This is a genomic window from [Scytonema hofmanni] UTEX 2349 (assembly GCF_000582685.1).
Taxonomy (GTDB): Bacteria; Cyanobacteriota; Cyanobacteriia; order Cyanobacteriales; family Nostocaceae; genus Hassallia; species Hassallia hofmanni.
Genome location: NZ_KK073768.1, coordinates 829,285 through 848,524 on the forward strand (window position 1 = coordinate 829,285; position 19,240 = coordinate 848,524).

A 19,240-nucleotide genomic window follows, 5' to 3' on the forward strand; every position below is an offset into this window, starting at 1 on the left:
TGCAAACATTTTTGAGTAAGAAAGCAAGCTTTTTAAATGCAAGTCTTATTTATTGGGAGGTTTGTAATGCGGATTGCTCAGGTAGCCCCACTATGGGAGAGAGTACCACCCCCCGCTTACGGCGGGATCGAGCTAGTAGTAGCATTGTTGACTGACGAATTAGTCCGACGAGGACATGAAGTAACGCTGTTTGCATCAGGTGACTCTATCAGTTTGGCAAAGCTAGAATCAGTTCATCCGCGTGCTTTACGACTTGACCCGACTATTAAGGAGTACGGTGTCTACGAGTTGATGAATTTAAGTTCAGTATACGATCGGGCAGAAGATTTTGATATTATTCACTCCCATATGGGCTTTGGGGCATTGCCTTACGCTAAGTTGGTAAAAACTCCTACGATTCATACGTTGCATGGTGTTTTTACACCTGACAACGAAAAAATGTTTAAACACGCTAAACAACAACCATACATCACTATTTCTGAGGCACAACGGGAACCGAGGTTAGACCTTAACTGTGTAGCGACTGTTTACAACGGAATTGATGTTAGCAGTTATAAGTTTCACCCTCAACCGGAAGATGAGCCTTACTTAGCCTTTTTGGGTAGGATATCACCAGAAAAAGGACCGCACTTAGCAATAGAAGTTGCTCTCAAAACTGGCTGGCGTTTGAAAATAGCTGGTAAGGTGGATGTTGTTGATGTGGAATACTATGAAAAGGAAATTAAGCCGCACATCGACGGTAAGCAAATTGAATATTTGGGTGAAGCAAACCATGAGCAGAAAAATGCTTTAATGGGTGGTGCTGTAGCTACGTTATTCCCCATTACTTGGCGAGAACCATTTGGGTTGGTGATGGTAGAATCAATGGCAGCAGGGACACCAGTTATCGCAATGAAACTAGGGTCTACAAAAGAAGTAATTGACCACGGGAAAACGGGTTTTCTGTGCGATAATATCGAAGAATTCGTTAATGCGATCGCTCGGGTGGGAGAATTAGACCGACGTGCTTGTCGGGAATATGTCTCGAAGCGTTTCAGTTTGCAAGCAATGACTGATGGTTATGAAGCTGTTTATAGGCAACTTGTGGCAGATAAATTTTCCCAGCGCAATGGTCATTTCCGCAATGCGGTAACTTTAGCTAAAAGCAGCATTTAGCCTTTTTTGGCTTTGATGTAGTGTCAGGCGATCGCCATTTTTTGATTAGTCTTGATATGATATTTTAGGCGATCGCTATTCCAAATCCTAATTTAAACATATAGCAAATAATTATGTTTCTTCCAAAACTGGATGCTTCTTATGACTTGCGGTAACACAGGTTCCTGCCGCTAAAAATGCTACAGCACCGATAAATACTTCCGGTACAAGTGAAAGAGTCGCTAATTGGGGAAATATAGCTGTAAATAAAGCTCCTCCTAACGCAATCCCAGCAAAATACATTCCGATTGCTAAACCTGCACGTTTGGCTGATACCAATGATAGTGCAAACGGAATCGCACCATTCAAGATTAAACTGAATGTAACAACACTCAAGAAAATCAAAATTACCTTGGCACCAAAGAATAGCATTAGTAACATTAAAATTGAGATTACACAGCTACCCCCAACCATTGCTTTTCGGTTGCCGATTTTGATCGCAAATGCACCTGCTGGCAGAGCTGCAAATGCTAATGAAAGGCTGATGATAAACATCATCCCGTCGATGTTATTAGTATTTAATTCAATTTTGAGTAGTTTACCAAGGACATCGATTAATAATCGAGAACCCCAAGCGATACTAAAACCAGTTCCTAAAAGTAAAAATAATGTTCTTGGTAATTGTTCGGATATATTGGGAATTTCAGTAACTTGAACAATGGGTTTCTCTGGGGGATTGACAAATCGCAGCAGAAAAGCAGCAGCAAGTAAAACAAACGAACTCAAAGCGAAAGCAAAAACAGCCCCCAAACCGAGGATAAAATTAGTGCTGATAGGACGAAACGCGGCAATTAATCCTCCAACCAAAGTTAATAAACTTGCCGCTAATGGTAAATCATTTCTGCCAGCGTATTTTCCCAATAATGCGATCGCAGGACTACGAAAAACTGCCATAGCTATAGACCAAGCTATTACGACAAACAAAAAAATCCCGCGTGTCGCTTCCCCAGGTGAAAAAAAAGTGACAATTGCAGGTATAACAATAAAAAAAGCTGAGGAAAGAATTACACCAACCGAAATAAACGGAAAACGATTAGTAACCCAGCGTTTTCTGTCGTCAGAAAGTCCACCCATCAAGGGTTCTATCACGACAGCTAAGGTATTCTCAACTATTAATAAGCCTATCGCAAAATCCTGATTCAAGCCAATTCCTACCAAAAGCTGTGGTATATACAAGTTATAAATCAGCCAGCACAGGGTAATTGCTCCTTGCATTCCAGCTAAACTACAAACTTGTAGCCACATAATCCCGTTAGGATTAGTTTCTGTAATTTTTGCCATTTACTATACCTGAAATTCTCATTCTTTCCCATTTATTTAACATGGAAGCGAGAGAAAATATTCAAGTTGTAAAAAATATAAACGAAGATACAGCAGATTTGAGGTTTAGGAAGTACATATATAAAACCCCTCTCCTTGTAGAGACGCGAAATTTCGCGTCTCTACATTCTTTTCCAACAGATATCTAATAAGCAGCGTGAAAGTCAATAGCTGGTTGGAGAAATAACATAATTCCTCCTACCACGACAAAAGATAAAGTTACCCAAAAGAAAATTTTCATCCCAAAGCTATTTTCTCATTCTCACCGCTACTAGCTTTTTCACCCGTAGTAATTGCTTTTACTAAACCAATTGTGTGCGCTACAAAGTTGGATGGTGCATCCCAATATTCAGCTTTTACTACATTCACTTTGATTAAACCAATATCCGGTTCGTCTAATCCTTTGGGAAACCAAGCTTTGAGTTCTGGCTTCCACAATTCTTCAATTTTGTTGCGGTCTTTGACTAATTGTGCTGTGCCGGACATAGAAACGTAACTCTGTTTATTAGGTGCGGCAAAACTAACATTAACCTGTTCATGGTGTTCGATTTCATCTACCTTATGAGAAGGAGCGTAGGTGAAAAACCAAAGAGTACCATCAGATTCAATTACGCCATTCGTAGACATAGGACGACTGTGCAAAGTTCCATCGTCATCGATAGTGGTTAACATGCCACAGTCAATATCTTTGACTAGTTCACGCAGCTTTTCAATTTTTTGATTTTGGTCTGTATCAGTTGTCATTGATTATTACTCTTGTCTCTATTTCAAAACTTAAGTTTAGTGAATTTTTCAACTCTTTTTATGTGTTAACGTTTATTCTGTTCTACTGCGTTAACCTTGAGGAAGATTTCTAAAAAAATCATTCTTTTAGCTATATCCATAGAGGTAGAAAAATAATTCGTAGTGAGCGGTTCACCGCTCAATTGCAAAGCCTTTAAGTCCTATAAAGGATAGAGCCGCTTACTACATTTACTACATTAGTTTAATTTTTTTCTATCCAAGGGAGGAAGAAATAAGATTTGCAGTTGTGTGATAAAAAATAAATCACCGTATACAGTCAGCTTTTGAGATAATGCCACACGCGGAAAAGTTCCAAAATCAGTTGGCTGATAATTTGTTATCGTTGCACCAGCAAATAAATAAACAAGCGAATTACTCGATGGTCGCAACTGTTGAAGAAGGAATGGTGCTGCAACTTGCTGATGGTACTATCCAAGCTGGCAATACGGCTTGCGATCGCATACTTGGACTGACTGCCGAGCAGGTGATAGGGCATAGTTCGGTCGATCATCCTTGCCAATGGATTCATGAAGATGGCTCTCCTTTCTCGCGTGAGTCTCACCCAGCGATGGTAGCCTTGCAAACAGGAAAGCCATGCTTGAATGTGGTGATGGGTTTGTATAAGCCAAATGGTCAGTTAGTCTGGCTATTGCTGAACTCACAACCTTTATTTTTGGCTGGAGGAACAACACCACTAGCTGTTGTGACAACTTTTTCTGAGATTAAAAAATCAACTGGTGCGGCATCAGTTCCACATAAATACCAGCCGGCAAGGGTGTCTAAACAAGATATAGAAATTGCATTGCCAAATAACGAACAATTTGAGCTAGCAGCGGTTAATTGCCTATTTTACGATTGGGAGGTTTCGCGGGGTACTGTAGAAAGAACTCAGGGTCTGACTGCGCTTTTGGGATACACTCAACCAGAAGCTAAACCGACGCAACAATGGTGGCAACAGCTTGTGCATCCGGATGACTTACAACGAGTTGATGACGAATTTAAAGCTAGTTTGGCACATAGTGATCGCTATAAAATTGAGTACCGAGTGCGTCACAAAGATGGTCATTATGTGTGGCTACAGGATCGAGGGTTTGTTGAGCGGGATGCAGATAATTGTGTTTTCCGGATAGTTGGCATTGGAATTGACATTAGCGATCGCAAAAAAACTGAAGCAGATTTACAACAAAGTGAAGAACGCATTCGGCTTGCAACTACTGCGGCTAATCTAGGTATGTGGTTTTGGGATTTAACCACCAACGAATTAATTTGGACTTCCAAGTGTAAAGAACTATTTGGATTTCCACCTGACACCACTATTACTTACGAGCTTTTCCGGGATCGTCTGCATCCAGAAGATCGCGATCGCACTGATGAAGCTGTTAGCTGTGCTGTTGCTCAAAAGCTAGATTATGATATAGAGTATCGCGCTGTTTGGACTGATGGTAGCGTGCATTGGCTTGCTGCTAAAGGTCGAGGCTTCTATGATGCCGATGGTGAGCCAGTGCGGATGATGGGAACAGCTCAAGATATTAGCGATCGCAAGCAAGCTGAAGAAACTCTGCGTCAAAGTGAAGAACGTTACCGTTTATTAGCTGACACTATTCCAGAAATGGTCTGGACAACAGATGCTGAAGGACTGGTAACTTACGTAAATCAGCGTTGGCAAGAATACACCGGGTTAAGTTTAGAGGAAATTGCTAGGTACGGCAGGAAAAAAGTACTGCATCCAGATGATGTAGAAATATCTACACAACTGTGGACAGAAGCGCTACAAAATGGTACACCTTACGAAATAGAACATCGTTATCTCAGAGCTGCTGATGGCACATATCGTTGGCATTTAGTACGAGGTTTACCGATAAAAGACCATCAAGGACGCGTCGTCAAATGGTTTGGCACTTGTACAGATATTCATCAGCAAAAACAAATTGATGAAGAACGTGCCCAAATTTTAGAGCGAGAAAAAACTGCCCGTCTGGAAGCAGAAGCAGCAAACCGCATCAAAGATGAGTTTCTTGCTGTACTTTCTCATGAATTGCGATCGCCTCTCAATCCGATTTTAGGTTGGACAAAGTTACTTAAAACCCGCAAATTTGATGAAGCGGCGACTTTTCGAGCTTTGGATACCATCGAACGCAATGCTAAATTGCAAATTCAACTAATTGACGACTTGCTGGATGTTTCCCGCATACTACGAGGTAAAGTATGTTTGAATTTTGCTGCCTTTGATTTAGCAAGTATAATTAATGCCGCAATCGAAACAGTAAAATTGGCAGCACAAGAAAAATCTATCGAAATGCATCTGCAAATTGAGCCAAATGTAGGTAAAGTTTTGTGTGATTTTAATCGCTTGCAGCAAGTCGTCGGCAATTTGCTCAATAATGCTGTTAAATTTACCCCAGCAGGGGGACGAGTTGATATCAAGCTGTCGGTGTGCAGGGGACAAGGAGACAAGGAGACAAGGAGACAAGGAGACAAGGGGACAAGGGGACAAGGAGACAAGGAGAATAATTCTTCTTTCCCCCGCTCCTCTACCTATGCCAAAATCACCGTTACTGACACGGGTAAGGGGATTTCGAGTGAATTTCTGCCCCACGTTTTTGAATATTTTCGACAAGCAGATAGCAGCATTACCCGGAATCATGGTGGGCTGGGGCTGGGTTTGTCGATTGTTCGCCATCTGGTAGAGTTACATGGCGGCAATGTGACGGCTAAAAGTGCCGGAGAAGGAAAAGGGGCAACTTTTATTCTGAGATTGCCTTTAATTCAAGAAAGGAGCAAACAAGAGAAGGAAAAAAAGACAGAGGCAGAGAATATCAACTCCTTACCTCTTTTAGGAATACGGATATTGTTAGTTGATGATGAGATAGATACACGCGATTTCATGAGCTTTTTATTACAACAGTATGGAGCGACTGTAACTGAAGCTTCATCGGCAAGTCAGGCGTTAGAAGCATTTGCCGAATCACCGCCCGATATATTACTGAGTGATTTAGGAATGCCGTTGGTGGATGGCTATAGTTTAATGACTCAAATCAGATCGATGTCTGGTGAGCAAAGCGGACAAATTCCCGCGATCGCTCTTAGCGCTTATGCTGGAGAAAGCGATCGCGATCGGGCATTTGCCGCAGGTTTCCAAAAGCACCTCGCAAAGCCAGTAGAACCGACGGAATTACTAGCTTTGATTATAGATTTGCTTGGATAATGGGGAATGGGGAAAGGGGAGAAATTTCTCTCTTTCTCTAAGTTAACAGTGGGGAAATTGTGCCACAAGAAATTAAAATCTATCAAATTGTGCTAGATACCAATGTCCTATTTGCAGGTTTGCGCTCCCAGCGTGGCGCATCCTATAAACTATTAACTATACTTAATGATATCCGTTGGCAATTAAATATCTCTACGGCGCTATTATTCGAGTATGAAGAAATCCTTAAACGACAACAAGCGCAGCTAGGCTTAAGTTTAGAAGAGATTGACGATGTAATTGAAGCTATTTGTAGTATCGCGAATAAACGTAGTATTTTCTATCTGTGGCGACCAATATTAAACGACCCAGATGATGATTTTTTGCTAGATTTAGCTGTAGAATCTCAAGCCGATTATATTATTACTTACAATCACAAAGATTTACAACCCGCGAATAAATTTGGCATCAAAGTAGTAACACCCAAACAGTTCTTACAAGAAGTGGGAGAAATAAAATGACTAACTTAAACGTACAAATTCCTGAGTCTTTGTACAAACAAATAAAAGCCTTAGCCATCAAAGAAAATGTACCAATTGAACAACTTGTAGCAATTGCTTTATCTGCACAAGTCTCAGCATGGACGACCAAAGATTATTTAGAAGAGAAGGGATTACGCGGTAGTTGGGAAAAGTTTCAACAAGTTTTAAAGAAAGTTCCTGATGTCGAACCAGAAAATGATGATAAACTTGATTAATTTTTTAGATAAAAATTTGCAGCAAAACTTATCCTAAAATGAAATTATCAAAGCATGAATGGTAGATTAATCGTATTTGAAGGGGTAGAAGGTTGCGGCAAAACTAGCCAAATCCAACTTTGTCAAGAGTGGTTGAAAAGTCTAGGTGTTTCAGTTGTGGTTACTCGTGAACCTGGGGGAACTGCTTTAGGTTTGGATTTGCGACGCTTGTTGTTAGAAGTAGAGAATAAGAAAATAGCAGATACAACAGAATTATTATTGTATGCTGCTGACCGATCGCAACATGTTGAAGAAGAATTAAAACCGAATCTAGAAAAAGGTAATATTATCTTGTGCGATCGCTATACTGATTCGACTATTGCTTATCAAGGTTATGGTCGCGGTTTAGATATAAATTTAATTAAACAACTTAATGCGATCGCAACAGGTGGGTTAGAAAGCGATTTAACTTTATGGCTTGATGTCGATATTGAAGTGGGACTAAGCCGCAAACGCGCTCATAGCGATATTGCTGATAGAATTGAACTTGAAGCGATCGCTTTTCATCGTCGCGTCCAACAAGGATATAGTCAACTGCAAGCATCCCAAGATAAAATTGTCCGCATAGATGCTAGCTTGAATAAAGAAGCTGTGCAGAAGATGATTCAAACAACTTTAAGCGATCGCTTGAAAGCTTGGGATTATATCATATCCCCTGAATCAACTTTATAAAAATATTGCAATCGTCGTAAAGACGTTCCGCCGGTAAAGACGTTCCGCCGGTAAAGACGTTCCGCCGGTAAAGACGTTCCGCCGGTAAAGACGTTCCGCCGGTAAAGACGTTCCGCCGGTAAAGACGTTCCGCCGGAACGTCTCTACAATATGTGTAATTATCATATCATGATTAATGACCCTTTCGCGAAACTTATAGGACAACAGCAAGCAGTAGAATTACTGACTCAAGCTGTGAAACAAAACCGAGTTGCACCGGCTTATTTATTTGTCGGTTCTGAGGGTGTGGGACGCAGTTTAGCAGCGCGATGCTTTGCACAATTGCTGTTTTCTCATTCTGTAGAAACGAACCGTTTGCGTCAAGAAAACCATCCAGATTTGTTATGGGTGCAGCCAACTTACCAGTATCAAGGACAACGATTAACACCACAAGAAGCCGCAGAGAAAAAACTGAAGCGTAAAGCACCGCCTATAATTAGGTTAGAGCAAATTCGGGAAGTTACGCAATTTCTCAGCCGTCCGCCGATACTTGCGCCAAGAAATGTGGTAGTTTTAGAGCAAGCAGAAACAATGGCGGAAGGTGCGGCAAACGCTTTGCTGAAGACTTTGGAAGAACCAGGACAAGCGACGCTGATTTTAATTGCACCTTCAGTTGAGTCTGTGTTGCCAACTTTAGTTTCACGCTGTCAACGCATTCCTTTTTATCGTTTGGATGCAGTGTCTTTGGCTCAGGTTCTCAGGCAAGCAGGGCATGAGGAAATTTTACAGCATGAGGCGGTGTTAAGTATAGCATCTGGGAGTCCGGGGGAAGCGATCGCATCTTTTGAGCAATTGCAAGTTATCCCTAATAAATTACTCGAAGCTTTGACAACAGCTCCGAAAACTTACCGCGATGCTTTACAATTGGCGAAAGAAATTGATGATTTAGATACAGAAGCTCAACTGTGGTTAATCGATTATTTGCAGCAGTCATATTGGCGGCGATCGCATCAACCAAGTATTATTAACCAGTTAGAAAAAGCGCGTAAACATCTACTTTGTTACGCTCAACCGCGCTTAGTTTGGGAATGTACTTTGATGGCGATGAAAAATTAAGTTAATTATACTTTAAGTGTGAGGTTTATGAAATTTAGTGTCGTCATCACCACCTATAATCGTTTAGACTTGCTGCGACGAGCGATAGACTCTGCTCTTAATCAAACGATTGAGTGTGAAGTGGTTGTTGTTGATGATTGTTCATCCGATGACACTGAAGCTTATGTCAAAAGCTTGGGAAATCAAGTTGTTTATCATCGTCACGAAATTAACAAAGGTCATGCAGCGTCGGTAAATACAGGAGTTGCCAAAGCTAGTGGTGACTGGATTAAATTTTTGGATGACGACGACTACTTAGCAGGGAATTGTTTGGAAGAGATGACAAAAGCGATCGCCAAACATGCCCAATCAAATGAGGTATCCTCACAAAACAATTCTCAAGCTGTCATCTGCTCTTGTATAGCTGCTCAAGTGGATAACAATGGGGAGCATCTTAGTCGCACCCCCCATTTAGGTCCCGGATTAGCTTTTTATGTTCCCCAAGCTGATATTCATTACGGTATGCTTTTAGAGCTTTTGCCCTTTGGCACCCCGGTACAAGTAGCTTGTCGTCGTGACGTTTTCTTGAAAGTTGGTGCTTGGGACTCAAAACTTGATGCTAACTGCGATGACATTGATTGCTGGATTCGCATTGCTCAGTTTGGTGATGCTATTTTCCTCAATCAGTGCCTAGCTTACCGTACTATCTGGGCGGGTGCTTACAATCAAAAATTTTCTCTGCAAAAGCGACTCGATACAAATATTTTGATGAAAGAGAAAATTTACGCCTTGCTAGATGAAAAACATCGCTCTAATATCCCTGCGCTTCCATATATTAGAAATTATTTGAAACTACATTGGGCAATAGTTGCACTCAAGCAAAGAAACATTAAAAGCGTTCTGCAAATCCTTGATTTATCTATACTTTCTCCTGTGACTTGGCAGCTTTTATTGAATGCTGTTTTCTCACGCGGCAGCAATCAAAAAAATGCTTATATTCAGAAGTTTGTATTGTTTAATTAATAGATTGGGCATTGGAATTCGCAAATAACTAGACATCTCCGAAAATAAATGTAAAGACGTAGCACTCCTACGTCTAATCAAGGGTTTTGGGTAACGGATAATTAATTTATGTTGATGTCTACTAGACAAACTGATAATGCGACTTCTGTCAAAATTGACTTGTAATTTATAGATAAATTAGCATCTGCCTGACCACAACCAATAAAATCAGTTTGTGTCAGCAAATCTAGTGGTTTGTGCTGCTGAAGCTGCTTGTAGTACAAATCAATAGCAGTTTTAATTACATCCGTTACTGCTTGATCGGTCTGCTGTTGAATGTAAGTTAGTTTGTGAGCATACTCTTCATCTAATCGCGCATTAATTCGCATAACTATTTGATTTTGTCATAAGCTTGTATGACAAGTTTAACATGTCCCCAGCTTGTAAAGAATTTAAAGAGATGGGTTAGGCGATCGCTCTACGAGTGCCTACCTGAATAAAAAATGCGCGATCGCTTTTACACAAATTAGTCAGCGATCGCTTTTCTGGGGGCGAAAAAGCTTGACAAATGCCCCGCCATGTATTTTTTAGAACCCAAATAAAGATCGGAAAATACCTAATACACCAGCGAAAGGATTGATCACAGTCCCAATAGTATCACTAGCCTTGGCTGCACCAGAACGGTAGACTACCACAACATCATTATTGCGGAGTATCGGATTAGTTTGCGAATTAATTTCAGCGGCGAAATTGATTTTGACTTTACGTTTGGTAACAGAACCATCAGGATTGAGACGAAGCAAATCGACAGCAGAACTGCTAGCTCTAGCATCGTTGAATCCACCAGCAGCAAGTAGCGCTTGATTTAAGGAGCTATTAGGCTTAATATCTACAGGTCCTGGTCTTTTAACTTCGCCTACTACCCCAACTTGAATAGTAGCCGCAGACAAAGTAGTATTAGCTAAGACAATTGCATCTGCTGCGTTAATCTCTGTTGCAGTTGGGAAGAAAATCGTATCTCCGTCTTGGAGAATTGTGTCTTGATTGACATCACCACTTTGCAATAGTTGCCAAAGATTGATATCTATAATTTGTTCACCACCGGCTCTTGTCTGTCGGCGGATTTTGACATTGCGAATGTCAGCTTGTGGTGTAATTCCCCCTGCTAATTGAAGTGCGCGGGTCACAGTTGGCTGACCGCTAATAGCAGTACCAGCTGCTGCTACTGCTGTATTTCCCCCAGCTGTCTCACCTTGGGTAACAAGATACGATCCCGGACGATTGACTTCACCAACCACTGCTACCGTGCGGGGTCTGGTGGGATCAGCGGCAAAGTTAGCGGCAGATAAATTGCGTGCTTCTGCTAAGTCGAGTCTGGCTGCTGTTGGTACAACAATCGTATCTCCATCCCGCAAGGTGATATCTTGTGATATCCTGCCTGTTCGGATGAGTTCTTTCAAATTAATTGAAACTATTTGCTCTCGACCGGTGCGTCCTAGCTTGCGCCGTAATTGCACTTGCGTTATATCGGCATTACTGAGTACCCCCTGAGCCGTTGTAATTGCCGCTAATACGGTTGGATATTGCACCCCAGGATCGTTACCTGCGCCTCCTTGCAAGCCGATAGAGTAAGCCCCAGGACGTGACACTTCTCCAGCAACGATAACGTTAATTGGACGAGGTGATAAAAGATTGACTGAGATTAGGGGACGTTTGAGATAGCGAGCATATCTTTTGCCGATGTCGTCAGCTGCTTGTTCGGTTGTTAGCCCTTGAACGGGAACGCTGCCAATTAAAGGTAGGTTGATCGCGCCACCAGGAGGTATTTGGTACTCGCCCGTATATTCTGGCACTTCAAACACGTTGACTCGGATGCGATCGCCTCCTCCCAAGGTGTAATTTGTGTCAAGTTGTGTGGTAGCTGCTCTGGGTTGTCTTTGGGCTTGGCTAGAAGGGGGCAAAGCGACAGTGACAGCCATTAACAACAGCATACCTGTTACTGACTGGGTGAGGAATTTCAACATACCTGTATTAAACATACTTAGCTGATACCACCATAAATAAAGTGCTGTCTTAACATTTTTATCTGGACTATACGTAAGTACTCAAGTTCCCTAACATTCTTATTTTCATAAAAAAGTATCATTTTCCGGACGTAAATTGTTGATTGGATTTGAATTTTTGGTGAAGTTAACTTAAAGTTTTACTCGTCAAATCTTAGAGAAGGAATAAATACAATTTAGGCAATCATAAAACTTAATTTTATTGATTATATACTAAGATAACGTAGCCCAGATAACGATATTTTCAAATAGACGTGCTTGCTCTATTGTGATTGAATAATTTTATTTTTTAACTTGTTGCATAAAAAACTCTTCTAAGGAAGGACGAGACAAGTTCATGGCAATAATTTGCCCACCCATCAAGCGGAGACTAGCCAGAAAATCGTAGTAATCTTCTTGTAGTTCACCTTGCCAAGTTCCATCGGGTTCAAATTCTAGATTAGGTATCCATTTTTTGAGAACTTCTGAGTCACCACCTTGACCTTTGACATGATATGTGCTTGTAGTTCCTAATAATTCATTGAGGGAACCAGAGCAAATTAATTGACCTTGAGAGAGAATAGCAACGCGATCGCATATTTTCTCTACTTCACTGAGAATATGGCTATTAAAAAAAATTGTCTTGCCTTTCTCTTTTAACGAAAGAATAATTTCTCGCATTTGATAGCGTCCCACCGGATCGAGTCCAGACATTGGTTCATCTAAAAACACCAATTCTGGATCGTTAATTAATGCCTGTGCCATACATACACGCTGTAGCATTCCTTTAGAATAGCGACGAAGAGGTTTTTTGCGAGCATCCACCAAAGATAAACCGACTAATTTTACCAGTTCCGGAATGCGTTGGCGTTGCACGCTTTTGGGAATTTGGAATAGTCCGGCTGCTAGCTGCAAAAACTCCCAGCCAGTGAGATAATCATACAAATAGGCATTTTCAGGTAAATAACCGATACGTTCTTTAACAGTGCGATCGCCTAGTGGTCTACCCAATAATAATCCCCGTCCACTCGTGGGACGGATAACTCCCAGCAACAACTTTAAAAGCGTAGTTTTACCAGCACCATTTGGTCCTAACAAACCAAAGGTTTCACCTTGGTAAACTTTTAAAGAACAGCTTTTGAGGGATACGACTTTTTGATTCATCCAAAAGCCAGTACGATAGACTTTTCTTAACTCGGAAGTTAACACTACTGGCGGATGGTCTGTAGTATTTAATTGAGAATCAGGCGCATCTGCAATAGACTTCATGAGATTTATATTGTGCTCGTGGCTACAGCAAAGATATTATATTTATAAAAGGCGAAAGGGCTTTTTTAAGAGGGGAAAAGGGCTTTTTTAAGAGGGGAAAAGGGGAAAGGGGAAAGGGTAAAGGGGAAGAAGTAATTTTAAGTATTTTTACCATGACTCAAGAGTAGGTTTAAAGCCCCTAAATTTATTTATGGGGATTCTCTCCTGCCTCCTGCTTCCCCTTCCCCCTCTTCTTTACAAAACGCCTTTAGAACTGGGAATCATCCCAGCACGACGGGTATCGATTTCTACCGCCATCCGCATTGCCCTCGCAAACGCCTTAAATGTCGCTTCAATAATGTGATGGGAATTTATACCATCAATTTGGCGAATGTGCAACGTCATTTGGCTATGATTTACCACCGCTACAAAAAATTCTCGCACTAGTTGGGTGTCATAAGTTCCCACCCGTTGAGTAGGAATTTCTAAACCATAGCTTATATGGGGACGACCGGAAAAATCCAGCGCCACTTGAATTAAAGCTTCATCTAAAGGTGCAAGGAAATTACCAAAACGAACAATGCCTTTGCGATCGCCTAATGCTTGGCTGAGTGCTTGCCCTAAAGTTATACCTACATCTTCGTTAGTATGGTGGTCATCAATTTCTAAGTCTCCCTTAGCTTGAACATCCAAGTCAATCAATCCGTGGGAGGCTATTTGATGCAGCATGTGATCCAAAAAGGGAATGCCAGTTGCGGCGTTACAAATACCTGTACCATCTAGGTTAATGGTGACTTGCACATCGGTTTCACCCGTAGTCCGGCTAATCGAAGCAATTCGAGAAGCTTTATTTGGCTGGTCGTGGTCTGAGGAAAGAAGTAGGCGATCGCTTATTTGCATAATAAATTGGGAATGGGACATCGGGCATTGGGCATGGGGCATTGGGCATTGGGCATGGAAATAATCGTATTTATTCACGCACTTGCTTTATTGAATTTCTTTAATTCTCATTGCCCATTGCCCAATGCCCTTTGCCCAATTTTACATCCCCATGATTTCATATCCTGCATCTACATACAGAATTTGTCCAGTAATTCCGCTGGCTAAATCGCTACATAAAAAAGCGGCTGCATTGCCTACTTCTAGTTGAGTGACGGTGCGTCGTAAAGGTGCAACTTGCTCTACATGATGAATCATATCCAAAATGCCGCCTACTGCACTAGATGCTAAAGTGCGAATTGGACCTGCGGAAATGGCATTGACGCGAATATTTTGTGGACCTAGTTCAGATGCAAGGTAACGCACACTCATTTCTAATCCGGCTTTGGCGATTCCCATGAGGTTGTAGTTAGGAATCACCTTGACGCCACCCAAATATGTGAGCGTAACAATACTACCACCTTCTGTCATTAAAGGTTTAGCTGCACCAGCTAGCTGGACTAATGAGTAGGTGCTAACTTCTAAAGCTTTATTAAAACCTGGACGAGACGTTTGACTAAAATTTCCAGTCAAATCTTCTTTGTTTGCAAAAGCAAGACAGTGGATCAAAATATCTAATTTGCCCCACTTTTCGCCAATTGTATTAAAAGTAGATTGAATTTGTTCATCATTTTCCACATTACACGGAAGAAACAAACTAGGACTGAGGGGTTCGACCAATTCTGCGACTTTTTTTTCCATTTTACCTCGGTCATCTGGAAGGTAAGTAATGCCAAGGTTTGCACCGCAAGAGTGTAGTTGTTGGGCTATTCCCCAAGCAATCGAGCGGTTATTGGCAATACCTGTGACTAGAGCGTTTTTCCCGGCGAGATTTAACATAAAAATTTTGAACGTACACGATTACAGATTGAGCATACTAGAATCTGAGCCTGCTTTGCCCTTGAGTTTTAAGCAGTATTTTGCTTCTTTGGTTCCTTGGGGAATAAATAGATTCTTGCTTCTTCCTTAAGATATTTTCAAGAAAGCGTGAATTTTTTTATAAAAAACCTGTTGAGTGCAACTTTGGATCGTAGCTATTAAGGACTAGTAGCTGGAACTATCAAAAATTATGTATCATTGTAAACAAAGAGCAATGAATATATGACCATAAGTATAGTAAAGTACAAAAAGGTTGACGGTGTGTTATTGATTTTTCGGGTGTATTCTTAGGAAATCAGTTTTAATTTTTCCGGCATTGGGTAGGGGAAGGTAGATGATCGTGGCACAAGATAAAGCCCTAGCAAATGTTTTTCGTCAAATGGCAACCGGAGCGTTTCCACCGGTTGTGGAAACGTTTGAACGCAATAAAACGATCTTTTTTCCTGGAGATCCTGCCGAAAGAGTTTATTTTCTTTTGAAGGGTGCTGTAAAACTTTCCAGGGTTTATGAGGCAGGGGAAGAAATAACTGTAGCGCTGCTAAGGGAAAATAGCGTTTTTGGTGTATTGTCATTACTAACGGGAAACAAGTCAGATCGGTTTTACCATGCGGTTGCTTTTACACCGGTGGACTTGCTTTCGGCACCAATTGAACAGGTTGAGCAAGCACTGAAGGAAAATCCCGAATTGTCAATGTTAATGTTGCGGGGTCTATCTTCGCGCATTTTACAGACAGAGATGATGATTGAAACTCTCGCTCACCGAGACATGGGTTCGAGGTTGGTGAGTTTTCTGTTGATTCTGTGTCGGGATTTTGGGATTCCTTGTGCGGATGGAATTACAATTGATTTGAAGCTATCTCATCAGGCGATCGCTGAAGCAATTGGTTCAACTCGCGTTACCGTCACCCGCTTACTGGGCGATTTGCGCGAAAAGAAGATGATTTCCATTCACAAAAAAAAGATTACTGTTCACAAACCTGTGACTTTAAGTAGGCAATTTACATAGCATACAATTGAGGCTTAGGCAATAGCGGTGGTTCATTTTTTTGATAAATAACACCTACTGGCGTTGGTACATCTAAAAAATGAATTGCTTTGATTGCTATTGCCAACTTCAAATTCACCGCAGAGAATGACTGAAAGTAGTAGGCTGTATCTGGAAGGAATCGGTAGCTGAAGATGACCACCGGGTACATCCTCATAGCGGCAATTTTAATTCTAGGGGGCGTGATAGCCACCGTGGGCGATCGCATTGGCACACGGGTCGGGAAAGCACGCCTCTCTCTATTCAAGCTGCGTCCCAAAAACACCGCAGTACTAGTAACTATTTTTACAGGCGGTTTAATTTCTGCGTCAACTTTAGGCATTTTATTTGCCGCTGATGAAGGATTGCGTAAGGGAGTCTTTGAGCTAGAAGATATTCAAAGAGACTTGAGGCACAAGCGCGACCAGCTAAAAACCGCACAAGCGCAAAAAAGTCAAGTAGAAGTTGAACTAGACAAGGCAAAAAAAGAACAAACCCAAGCTCAACAACAATTGCAGCAGACTAATCAATCGTTGAAAGAGGCAAATGCTAAACAACAAATCACACAAGCTCAATTAAACCGTACTATTGCTCAACAGGCTCAAACTCAAGCGAACCTGCAACGCACTCAAAACCAGCTAACTCAAGTTGTTAGTCGATATCAACAAGCGATAAATCAACTTGAAAGCGTTTCTCAGCAAAGAAAAGAACTAGTGGCTGGAATTCAACGCTTGAGGGGAGAACGTCAACGCTTGTTTGATGAAGCCAAAAAAGCGATCGCTGAAGCTCAAACAGCAATTAAAAAACGCGATCGCGAACTTGCTAATCGCCAAGAAACTATCGAACAGCGGGATCAAAAAATTTCCCAACTAGATCGACTCATTAGAGAACGCAATCTAGAAATTGCCTCGCGAGAGCAAGTAATTACCAAAAGAGAATCTCGGCTCAAAGAACTAGAAACACAACAGGACTATCTAGAACAGGAAGTCGCAAGGCTAGAAAAATATTACCAGTCTTTTCGTGACTTGCGTTTGGGTAAAGTTGCTTTGGTTCGGGGTCAAGTTATTGCTGCTGGGGTAATTCGCGCTCCGGAACCTGCCGTTGCCCGTCAAGCTGTGATTAAACTTTTACAAGAAGCTAACCGTAATGCCAACATCCAATTAGCGGAACCAAATACAAATCCTGTCAATACCAATGTGCAAATATTACGTGTTACCCAAGAGAGAGTTGACCAACTCACCAAGCAGATTAATGATGGTCGAGAATACGCGGTGCGAATTTTCTCTGCTGGTAATTACGTCAGGGGTGAAAAGCAGATAGAATTTTTTGCCGATGCAGCGCGAAATCAAGTTGTCTTTACTGGGGGTGAAGTTGTGGCTACAACTACTGCCGATCCGAAAACTATGACATCCTATCAGTTGCAGCAACGGCTACAACTGCTGATTTCTGCTTCTCAATTTCGCGCTCGCAATGCCGGAATTGTGGAAGATATTCAAGTAGAGGGTCCCATCCTTCGCTTTATTGCTCAATTAAGGCAGTACGATCAACCTGTGGATATTAAAGCTGTTGCGGCAGAAGATATTTATACAGTCGGACCCCTGAAAGTGAGATTGCTTGTTATACAAAACGGACAAATTATTTTTAGCACCTAAAAAATGAATGGGGCATTGGGCATTGGGCATGGGGCATTGGGCATTGGGCATGGGGCATGGGGCATGGGGCATTGGGCATTGGAAGAAAATAAGATGAATGAAATTTGTGGAAACAGGTGTTTTTATTTCTGGTAGTTACTTAATTATTAAATATTAACTATTAACGTATTTAATATGACTATTCGTGAATTTTCGCCAACGCAACCAGTGATTTTGGGCTTTGATCCGGGTAAAGATAAGTGTGGTTTAGCAGTGATGGGGCTAGATCGGCAAATACATTATCATCAAGTTGTCTTGTCAAGTGAGGCGATCGCATCACTTGAAAAACTGCGCCAAAATTACCCGATTTCCTTGATGGTGATGGGGGATCAAACTACGGCAAAACGCTGGAAACAGCAAATAACTGAACAAGTTAAAGAGCCGCTGAATATTATTTTAGTGGATGAGCGTTACACCAGCTTAGAAGCACGCGATCGCTATTGGCAGATGTACCCACCCAAAGGACTCTCGAAATTATTGCCACAAGGTATGCGACAACCACCAAGACCTATAGATGATATTGTTGCCATCCTCTTAATCGAAAGATACTTAAATCGCTTAACCGAATCAAGCCTCGGCTAGCTCATATTCTTCAGGTTTTCCATTACCTATTAGACACAAGAAGTATAAATTAATTATGCGTTACCCAAAACCAGCAGACGTAGCATTGCTACGTCTCTACGTTATTTTTACCTTTATGTCTATTCCCTAAAGCCTCATAACTCAGCCCGAATAGTAAAAGCATAATCTCCTCCAGGCTCTAGCTCGTAGTCTCGTTGCTCCAAGAAGCGACCGAGGGGTTCTTTAATTAATGCACGACCTAGATTCGGTTTAACAGACAGTTCACCCCGGCGAAAATGCCATTGGAATTGCCACTCAAACTCACCCACACTGACTTCCCCTTCCAGGAAGCCGTGTTGCCAGGATTGGCGAGTAACCCTGACATGGGCAATACTTTCTGGCAGACGTTTAGTACTCACTATGCTTGATGTCAAGTTTGAGATAAAGGTTGACCATGTAGGCTACTTCTACCATACATAGCTTAGATCCACAAAAGTAGCGCACTGAGGATTTTTCTTGACTGGATTGCAATCTAAGTATTATCTGCATATTTAAGACTAGTAGTTAAATTTTACAGAAAAATAATAACTCGTTGTGAAAAAGTGGGTTTTCTAGAATGCAGCACAAAGGGTTGCGCCCGCAGGCGTAAAAATAATAAATTTATTACCAGCGATCGCTATGGACAAAATCTAAATGCGTGTATTGCATATTACCAATCACATACGAAAAATCGGTAATGGTATCGTTAATGTGGAAATGCCTTGCAAAACAAAATCTAGAGCGATTTAGTGC

The 19,240-nt window shown here is 41.5% G+C and carries 19 protein-coding genes; 10 read left to right on the plus strand and 9 right to left on the minus strand.

Annotated features, from left to right (window positions below; all coding sequences use genetic code 11):
• Positions 1-66 precede the first annotated feature (66 nt).
• Positions 67-1,155 (plus strand): glycosyltransferase family 4 protein, encoded by a 1,089-nt coding sequence (locus TOL9009_RS0108655; protein ID WP_029632452.1) that lies wholly within the window; start codon positions 67-69, stop codon positions 1,153-1,155.
• Between the two features lie 111 nt (positions 1,156-1,266).
• Here TOL9009_RS0108655 and TOL9009_RS0108660 read toward each other — a convergent pair whose 3' ends face one another.
• Together TOL9009_RS0108660 and TOL9009_RS0108670 are read right to left on the minus strand one after the other, a co-directional pair.
• A complete protein-coding gene (locus tag TOL9009_RS0108660) occupies positions 1,267-2,475 on the minus strand; it encodes an MFS transporter (protein WP_029632453.1) in 1,209 nt (402 codons plus the stop codon).
• 276 nt (positions 2,476-2,751) lie between these two features.
• The gene (locus TOL9009_RS0108670) at positions 2,752-3,258 is read right to left on the minus strand and encodes a pyridoxamine 5'-phosphate oxidase family protein (RefSeq protein WP_029632454.1); all 507 of its coding nucleotides are present in this window, start codon (positions 3,256-3,258) and stop codon (positions 2,752-2,754) included.
• A gap of 331 nt (positions 3,259-3,589) precedes the next feature.
• Here TOL9009_RS0108670 and TOL9009_RS0108675 point away from each other — a divergent pair, with 331 nt between their 5' ends.
• From TOL9009_RS0108675 to TOL9009_RS0108700, 6 genes are all read left to right on the plus strand, one after another.
• Positions 3,590-6,502: a hybrid sensor histidine kinase/response regulator gene (locus tag TOL9009_RS0108675; RefSeq protein WP_029632455.1), complete on the plus strand. Its 2,913-nt coding sequence runs from the start codon at positions 3,590-3,592 to the stop codon at positions 6,500-6,502.
• A 59-nt stretch (positions 6,503-6,561) separates the two neighbouring features.
• Positions 6,562-7,002, plus strand: a complete 441-nt coding sequence (locus TOL9009_RS0108680; RefSeq protein WP_260675868.1) for a putative toxin-antitoxin system toxin component, PIN family — start codon at positions 6,562-6,564, stop codon at positions 7,000-7,002.
• Positions 6,999-7,238, plus strand: coding sequence for a hypothetical protein (locus TOL9009_RS0108685; protein WP_029632457.1), 240 nt, complete (start codon positions 6,999-7,001; stop codon positions 7,236-7,238). Before TOL9009_RS0108680 ends, TOL9009_RS0108685 begins: the two co-directional genes overlap by 4 nt.
• Positions 7,239-7,292: 54 nt before the next feature.
• A complete protein-coding gene (gene tmk / locus TOL9009_RS0108690) occupies positions 7,293-7,949 on the plus strand; it encodes a dTMP kinase (protein ID WP_029632458.1) in 657 nt (218 codons plus the stop codon).
• Between the two features lie 168 nt (positions 7,950-8,117).
• Entirely contained in the window at positions 8,118-9,044 is a 927-nt protein-coding gene (locus tag TOL9009_RS0108695) for a DNA polymerase III subunit delta' (RefSeq protein WP_029632459.1), read from the plus strand.
• Positions 9,045-9,071: 27 nt separating this feature from the next.
• A complete protein-coding gene (locus TOL9009_RS0108700) occupies positions 9,072-10,046 on the plus strand; it encodes a glycosyltransferase family 2 protein (protein ID WP_029632460.1) in 975 nt (324 codons plus the stop codon).
• Positions 10,047-10,147: 101 nt separating this feature from the next.
• On the opposite strand, the gene TOL9009_RS38620 is transcribed toward TOL9009_RS0108700, so the two are convergent.
• The 5 genes from TOL9009_RS38620 to fabI all read right to left on the minus strand — a co-directional run bounded on the left by TOL9009_RS38620 (position 10,148) and on the right by fabI (position 15,133).
• A complete protein-coding gene (locus TOL9009_RS38620) occupies positions 10,148-10,414 on the minus strand; it encodes a hypothetical protein (protein WP_051502850.1) in 267 nt (88 codons plus the stop codon).
• Between the two features lie 198 nt (positions 10,415-10,612).
• A complete protein-coding gene (locus TOL9009_RS0108710) occupies positions 10,613-12,064 on the minus strand; it encodes a polysaccharide biosynthesis/export family protein (RefSeq protein WP_029632461.1) in 1,452 nt (483 codons plus the stop codon).
• 306 nt (positions 12,065-12,370) lie between these two features.
• Positions 12,371-13,336 (minus strand): ABC transporter ATP-binding protein, encoded by a 966-nt coding sequence (locus tag TOL9009_RS0108715; RefSeq protein WP_029632462.1) that lies wholly within the window; start codon positions 13,334-13,336, stop codon positions 12,371-12,373.
• A gap of 234 nt (positions 13,337-13,570) precedes the next feature.
• Positions 13,571-14,215, minus strand: a complete 645-nt coding sequence (gene hisB / locus TOL9009_RS0108720) for an imidazoleglycerol-phosphate dehydratase HisB (RefSeq protein WP_029632463.1) — start codon at positions 14,213-14,215, stop codon at positions 13,571-13,573.
• A gap of 141 nt (positions 14,216-14,356) precedes the next feature.
• Positions 14,357-15,133 carry an enoyl-ACP reductase FabI gene (gene fabI / locus TOL9009_RS0108725; RefSeq protein ID WP_029632464.1) on the minus strand — a complete coding sequence of 259 codons (777 nt, stop codon included), beginning with the start codon at positions 15,131-15,133 and terminating at the stop codon, positions 14,357-14,359.
• A 373-nt stretch (positions 15,134-15,506) separates the two neighbouring features.
• On the opposite strand from fabI, the gene ntcA reads away from it, so the two are divergent.
• Positions 15,507-16,178 (plus strand): global nitrogen regulator NtcA, encoded by a 672-nt coding sequence (gene ntcA, locus TOL9009_RS0108730; protein WP_029632465.1) that lies wholly within the window; start codon positions 15,507-15,509, stop codon positions 16,176-16,178.
• Here ntcA and TOL9009_RS47050 read toward each other — a convergent pair.
• Positions 16,171-16,359, minus strand: a complete 189-nt coding sequence (locus tag TOL9009_RS47050; protein WP_221928643.1) for a hypothetical protein — start codon at positions 16,357-16,359, stop codon at positions 16,171-16,173. The two genes, ntcA and TOL9009_RS47050, sit on opposite strands and share 8 nt — an antisense overlap.
• On the opposite strand from TOL9009_RS47050, the gene TOL9009_RS0108740 reads away from it, so the two are divergent.
• Positions 16,352-17,848: a DUF3084 domain-containing protein gene (locus tag TOL9009_RS0108740; protein ID WP_029632466.1), complete on the plus strand. Its 1,497-nt coding sequence runs from the start codon at positions 16,352-16,354 to the stop codon at positions 17,846-17,848. The two genes, TOL9009_RS47050 and TOL9009_RS0108740, sit on opposite strands and share 8 nt — an antisense overlap.
• Before the next feature lie 174 nt (positions 17,849-18,022).
• The gene (locus tag TOL9009_RS0108750; protein ID WP_029632467.1) at positions 18,023-18,469 is read left to right on the plus strand and encodes a pre-16S rRNA-processing nuclease YqgF; all 447 of its coding nucleotides are present in this window, start codon (positions 18,023-18,025) and stop codon (positions 18,467-18,469) included.
• 134 nt (positions 18,470-18,603) lie between these two features.
• On the opposite strand, the gene TOL9009_RS0108755 is transcribed toward TOL9009_RS0108750, so the two are convergent.
• Positions 18,604-18,867 carry a DUF3146 family protein gene (locus TOL9009_RS0108755; protein ID WP_029632468.1) on the minus strand — a complete coding sequence of 88 codons (264 nt, stop codon included), beginning with the start codon at positions 18,865-18,867 and terminating at the stop codon, positions 18,604-18,606.
• Between the last annotated feature and the right edge of the window lie 373 nt (positions 18,868-19,240).

Excerpts from the sequence above, each read along its gene's own strand:
- TOL9009_RS0108655 (WP_029632452.1), top strand. The coding sequence starts at position 67 with ATGCGGATTGCTCAGGTAGCCCCACTATGGGAGAGAGTACCACCCCCC.
- TOL9009_RS0108660 (WP_029632453.1), bottom strand. The coding sequence starts at position 2,475 with ATGGCAAAAATTACAGAAACTAATCCTAACGGGATTATGTGGCTACAA.
- TOL9009_RS0108670 (WP_029632454.1), bottom strand. The coding sequence starts at position 3,258 with ATGACAACTGATACAGACCAAAATCAAAAAATTGAAAAGCTGCGTGAA.
- TOL9009_RS0108675 (WP_029632455.1), top strand. The coding sequence starts at position 3,590 with ATGCCACACGCGGAAAAGTTCCAAAATCAGTTGGCTGATAATTTGTTA.
- TOL9009_RS0108685 (WP_029632457.1), top strand. The coding sequence starts at position 6,999 with ATGACTAACTTAAACGTACAAATTCCTGAGTCTTTGTACAAACAAATA.
- tmk (WP_029632458.1), top strand. The coding sequence starts at position 7,293 with ATGAATGGTAGATTAATCGTATTTGAAGGGGTAGAAGGTTGCGGCAAA.
- TOL9009_RS0108695 (WP_029632459.1), top strand. The coding sequence starts at position 8,118 with ATGATTAATGACCCTTTCGCGAAACTTATAGGACAACAGCAAGCAGTA.
- TOL9009_RS0108700 (WP_029632460.1), top strand. The coding sequence starts at position 9,072 with ATGAAATTTAGTGTCGTCATCACCACCTATAATCGTTTAGACTTGCTG.
- TOL9009_RS38620 (WP_051502850.1), bottom strand. The coding sequence starts at position 10,414 with ATGCGAATTAATGCGCGATTAGATGAAGAGTATGCTCACAAACTAACT.
- TOL9009_RS0108710 (WP_029632461.1), bottom strand. The coding sequence starts at position 12,064 with ATGTTTAATACAGGTATGTTGAAATTCCTCACCCAGTCAGTAACAGGT.
- TOL9009_RS0108715 (WP_029632462.1), bottom strand. The coding sequence starts at position 13,336 with ATGAAGTCTATTGCAGATGCGCCTGATTCTCAATTAAATACTACAGAC.
- hisB (WP_029632463.1), bottom strand. The coding sequence starts at position 14,215 with ATGCAAATAAGCGATCGCCTACTTCTTTCCTCAGACCACGACCAGCCA.
- fabI (WP_029632464.1), bottom strand. The coding sequence starts at position 15,133 with ATGTTAAATCTCGCCGGGAAAAACGCTCTAGTCACAGGTATTGCCAAT.
- ntcA (WP_029632465.1), top strand. The coding sequence starts at position 15,507 with ATGATCGTGGCACAAGATAAAGCCCTAGCAAATGTTTTTCGTCAAATG.
- TOL9009_RS0108740 (WP_029632466.1), top strand. The coding sequence starts at position 16,352 with ATGACCACCGGGTACATCCTCATAGCGGCAATTTTAATTCTAGGGGGC.
- TOL9009_RS0108750 (WP_029632467.1), top strand. The coding sequence starts at position 18,023 with ATGACTATTCGTGAATTTTCGCCAACGCAACCAGTGATTTTGGGCTTT.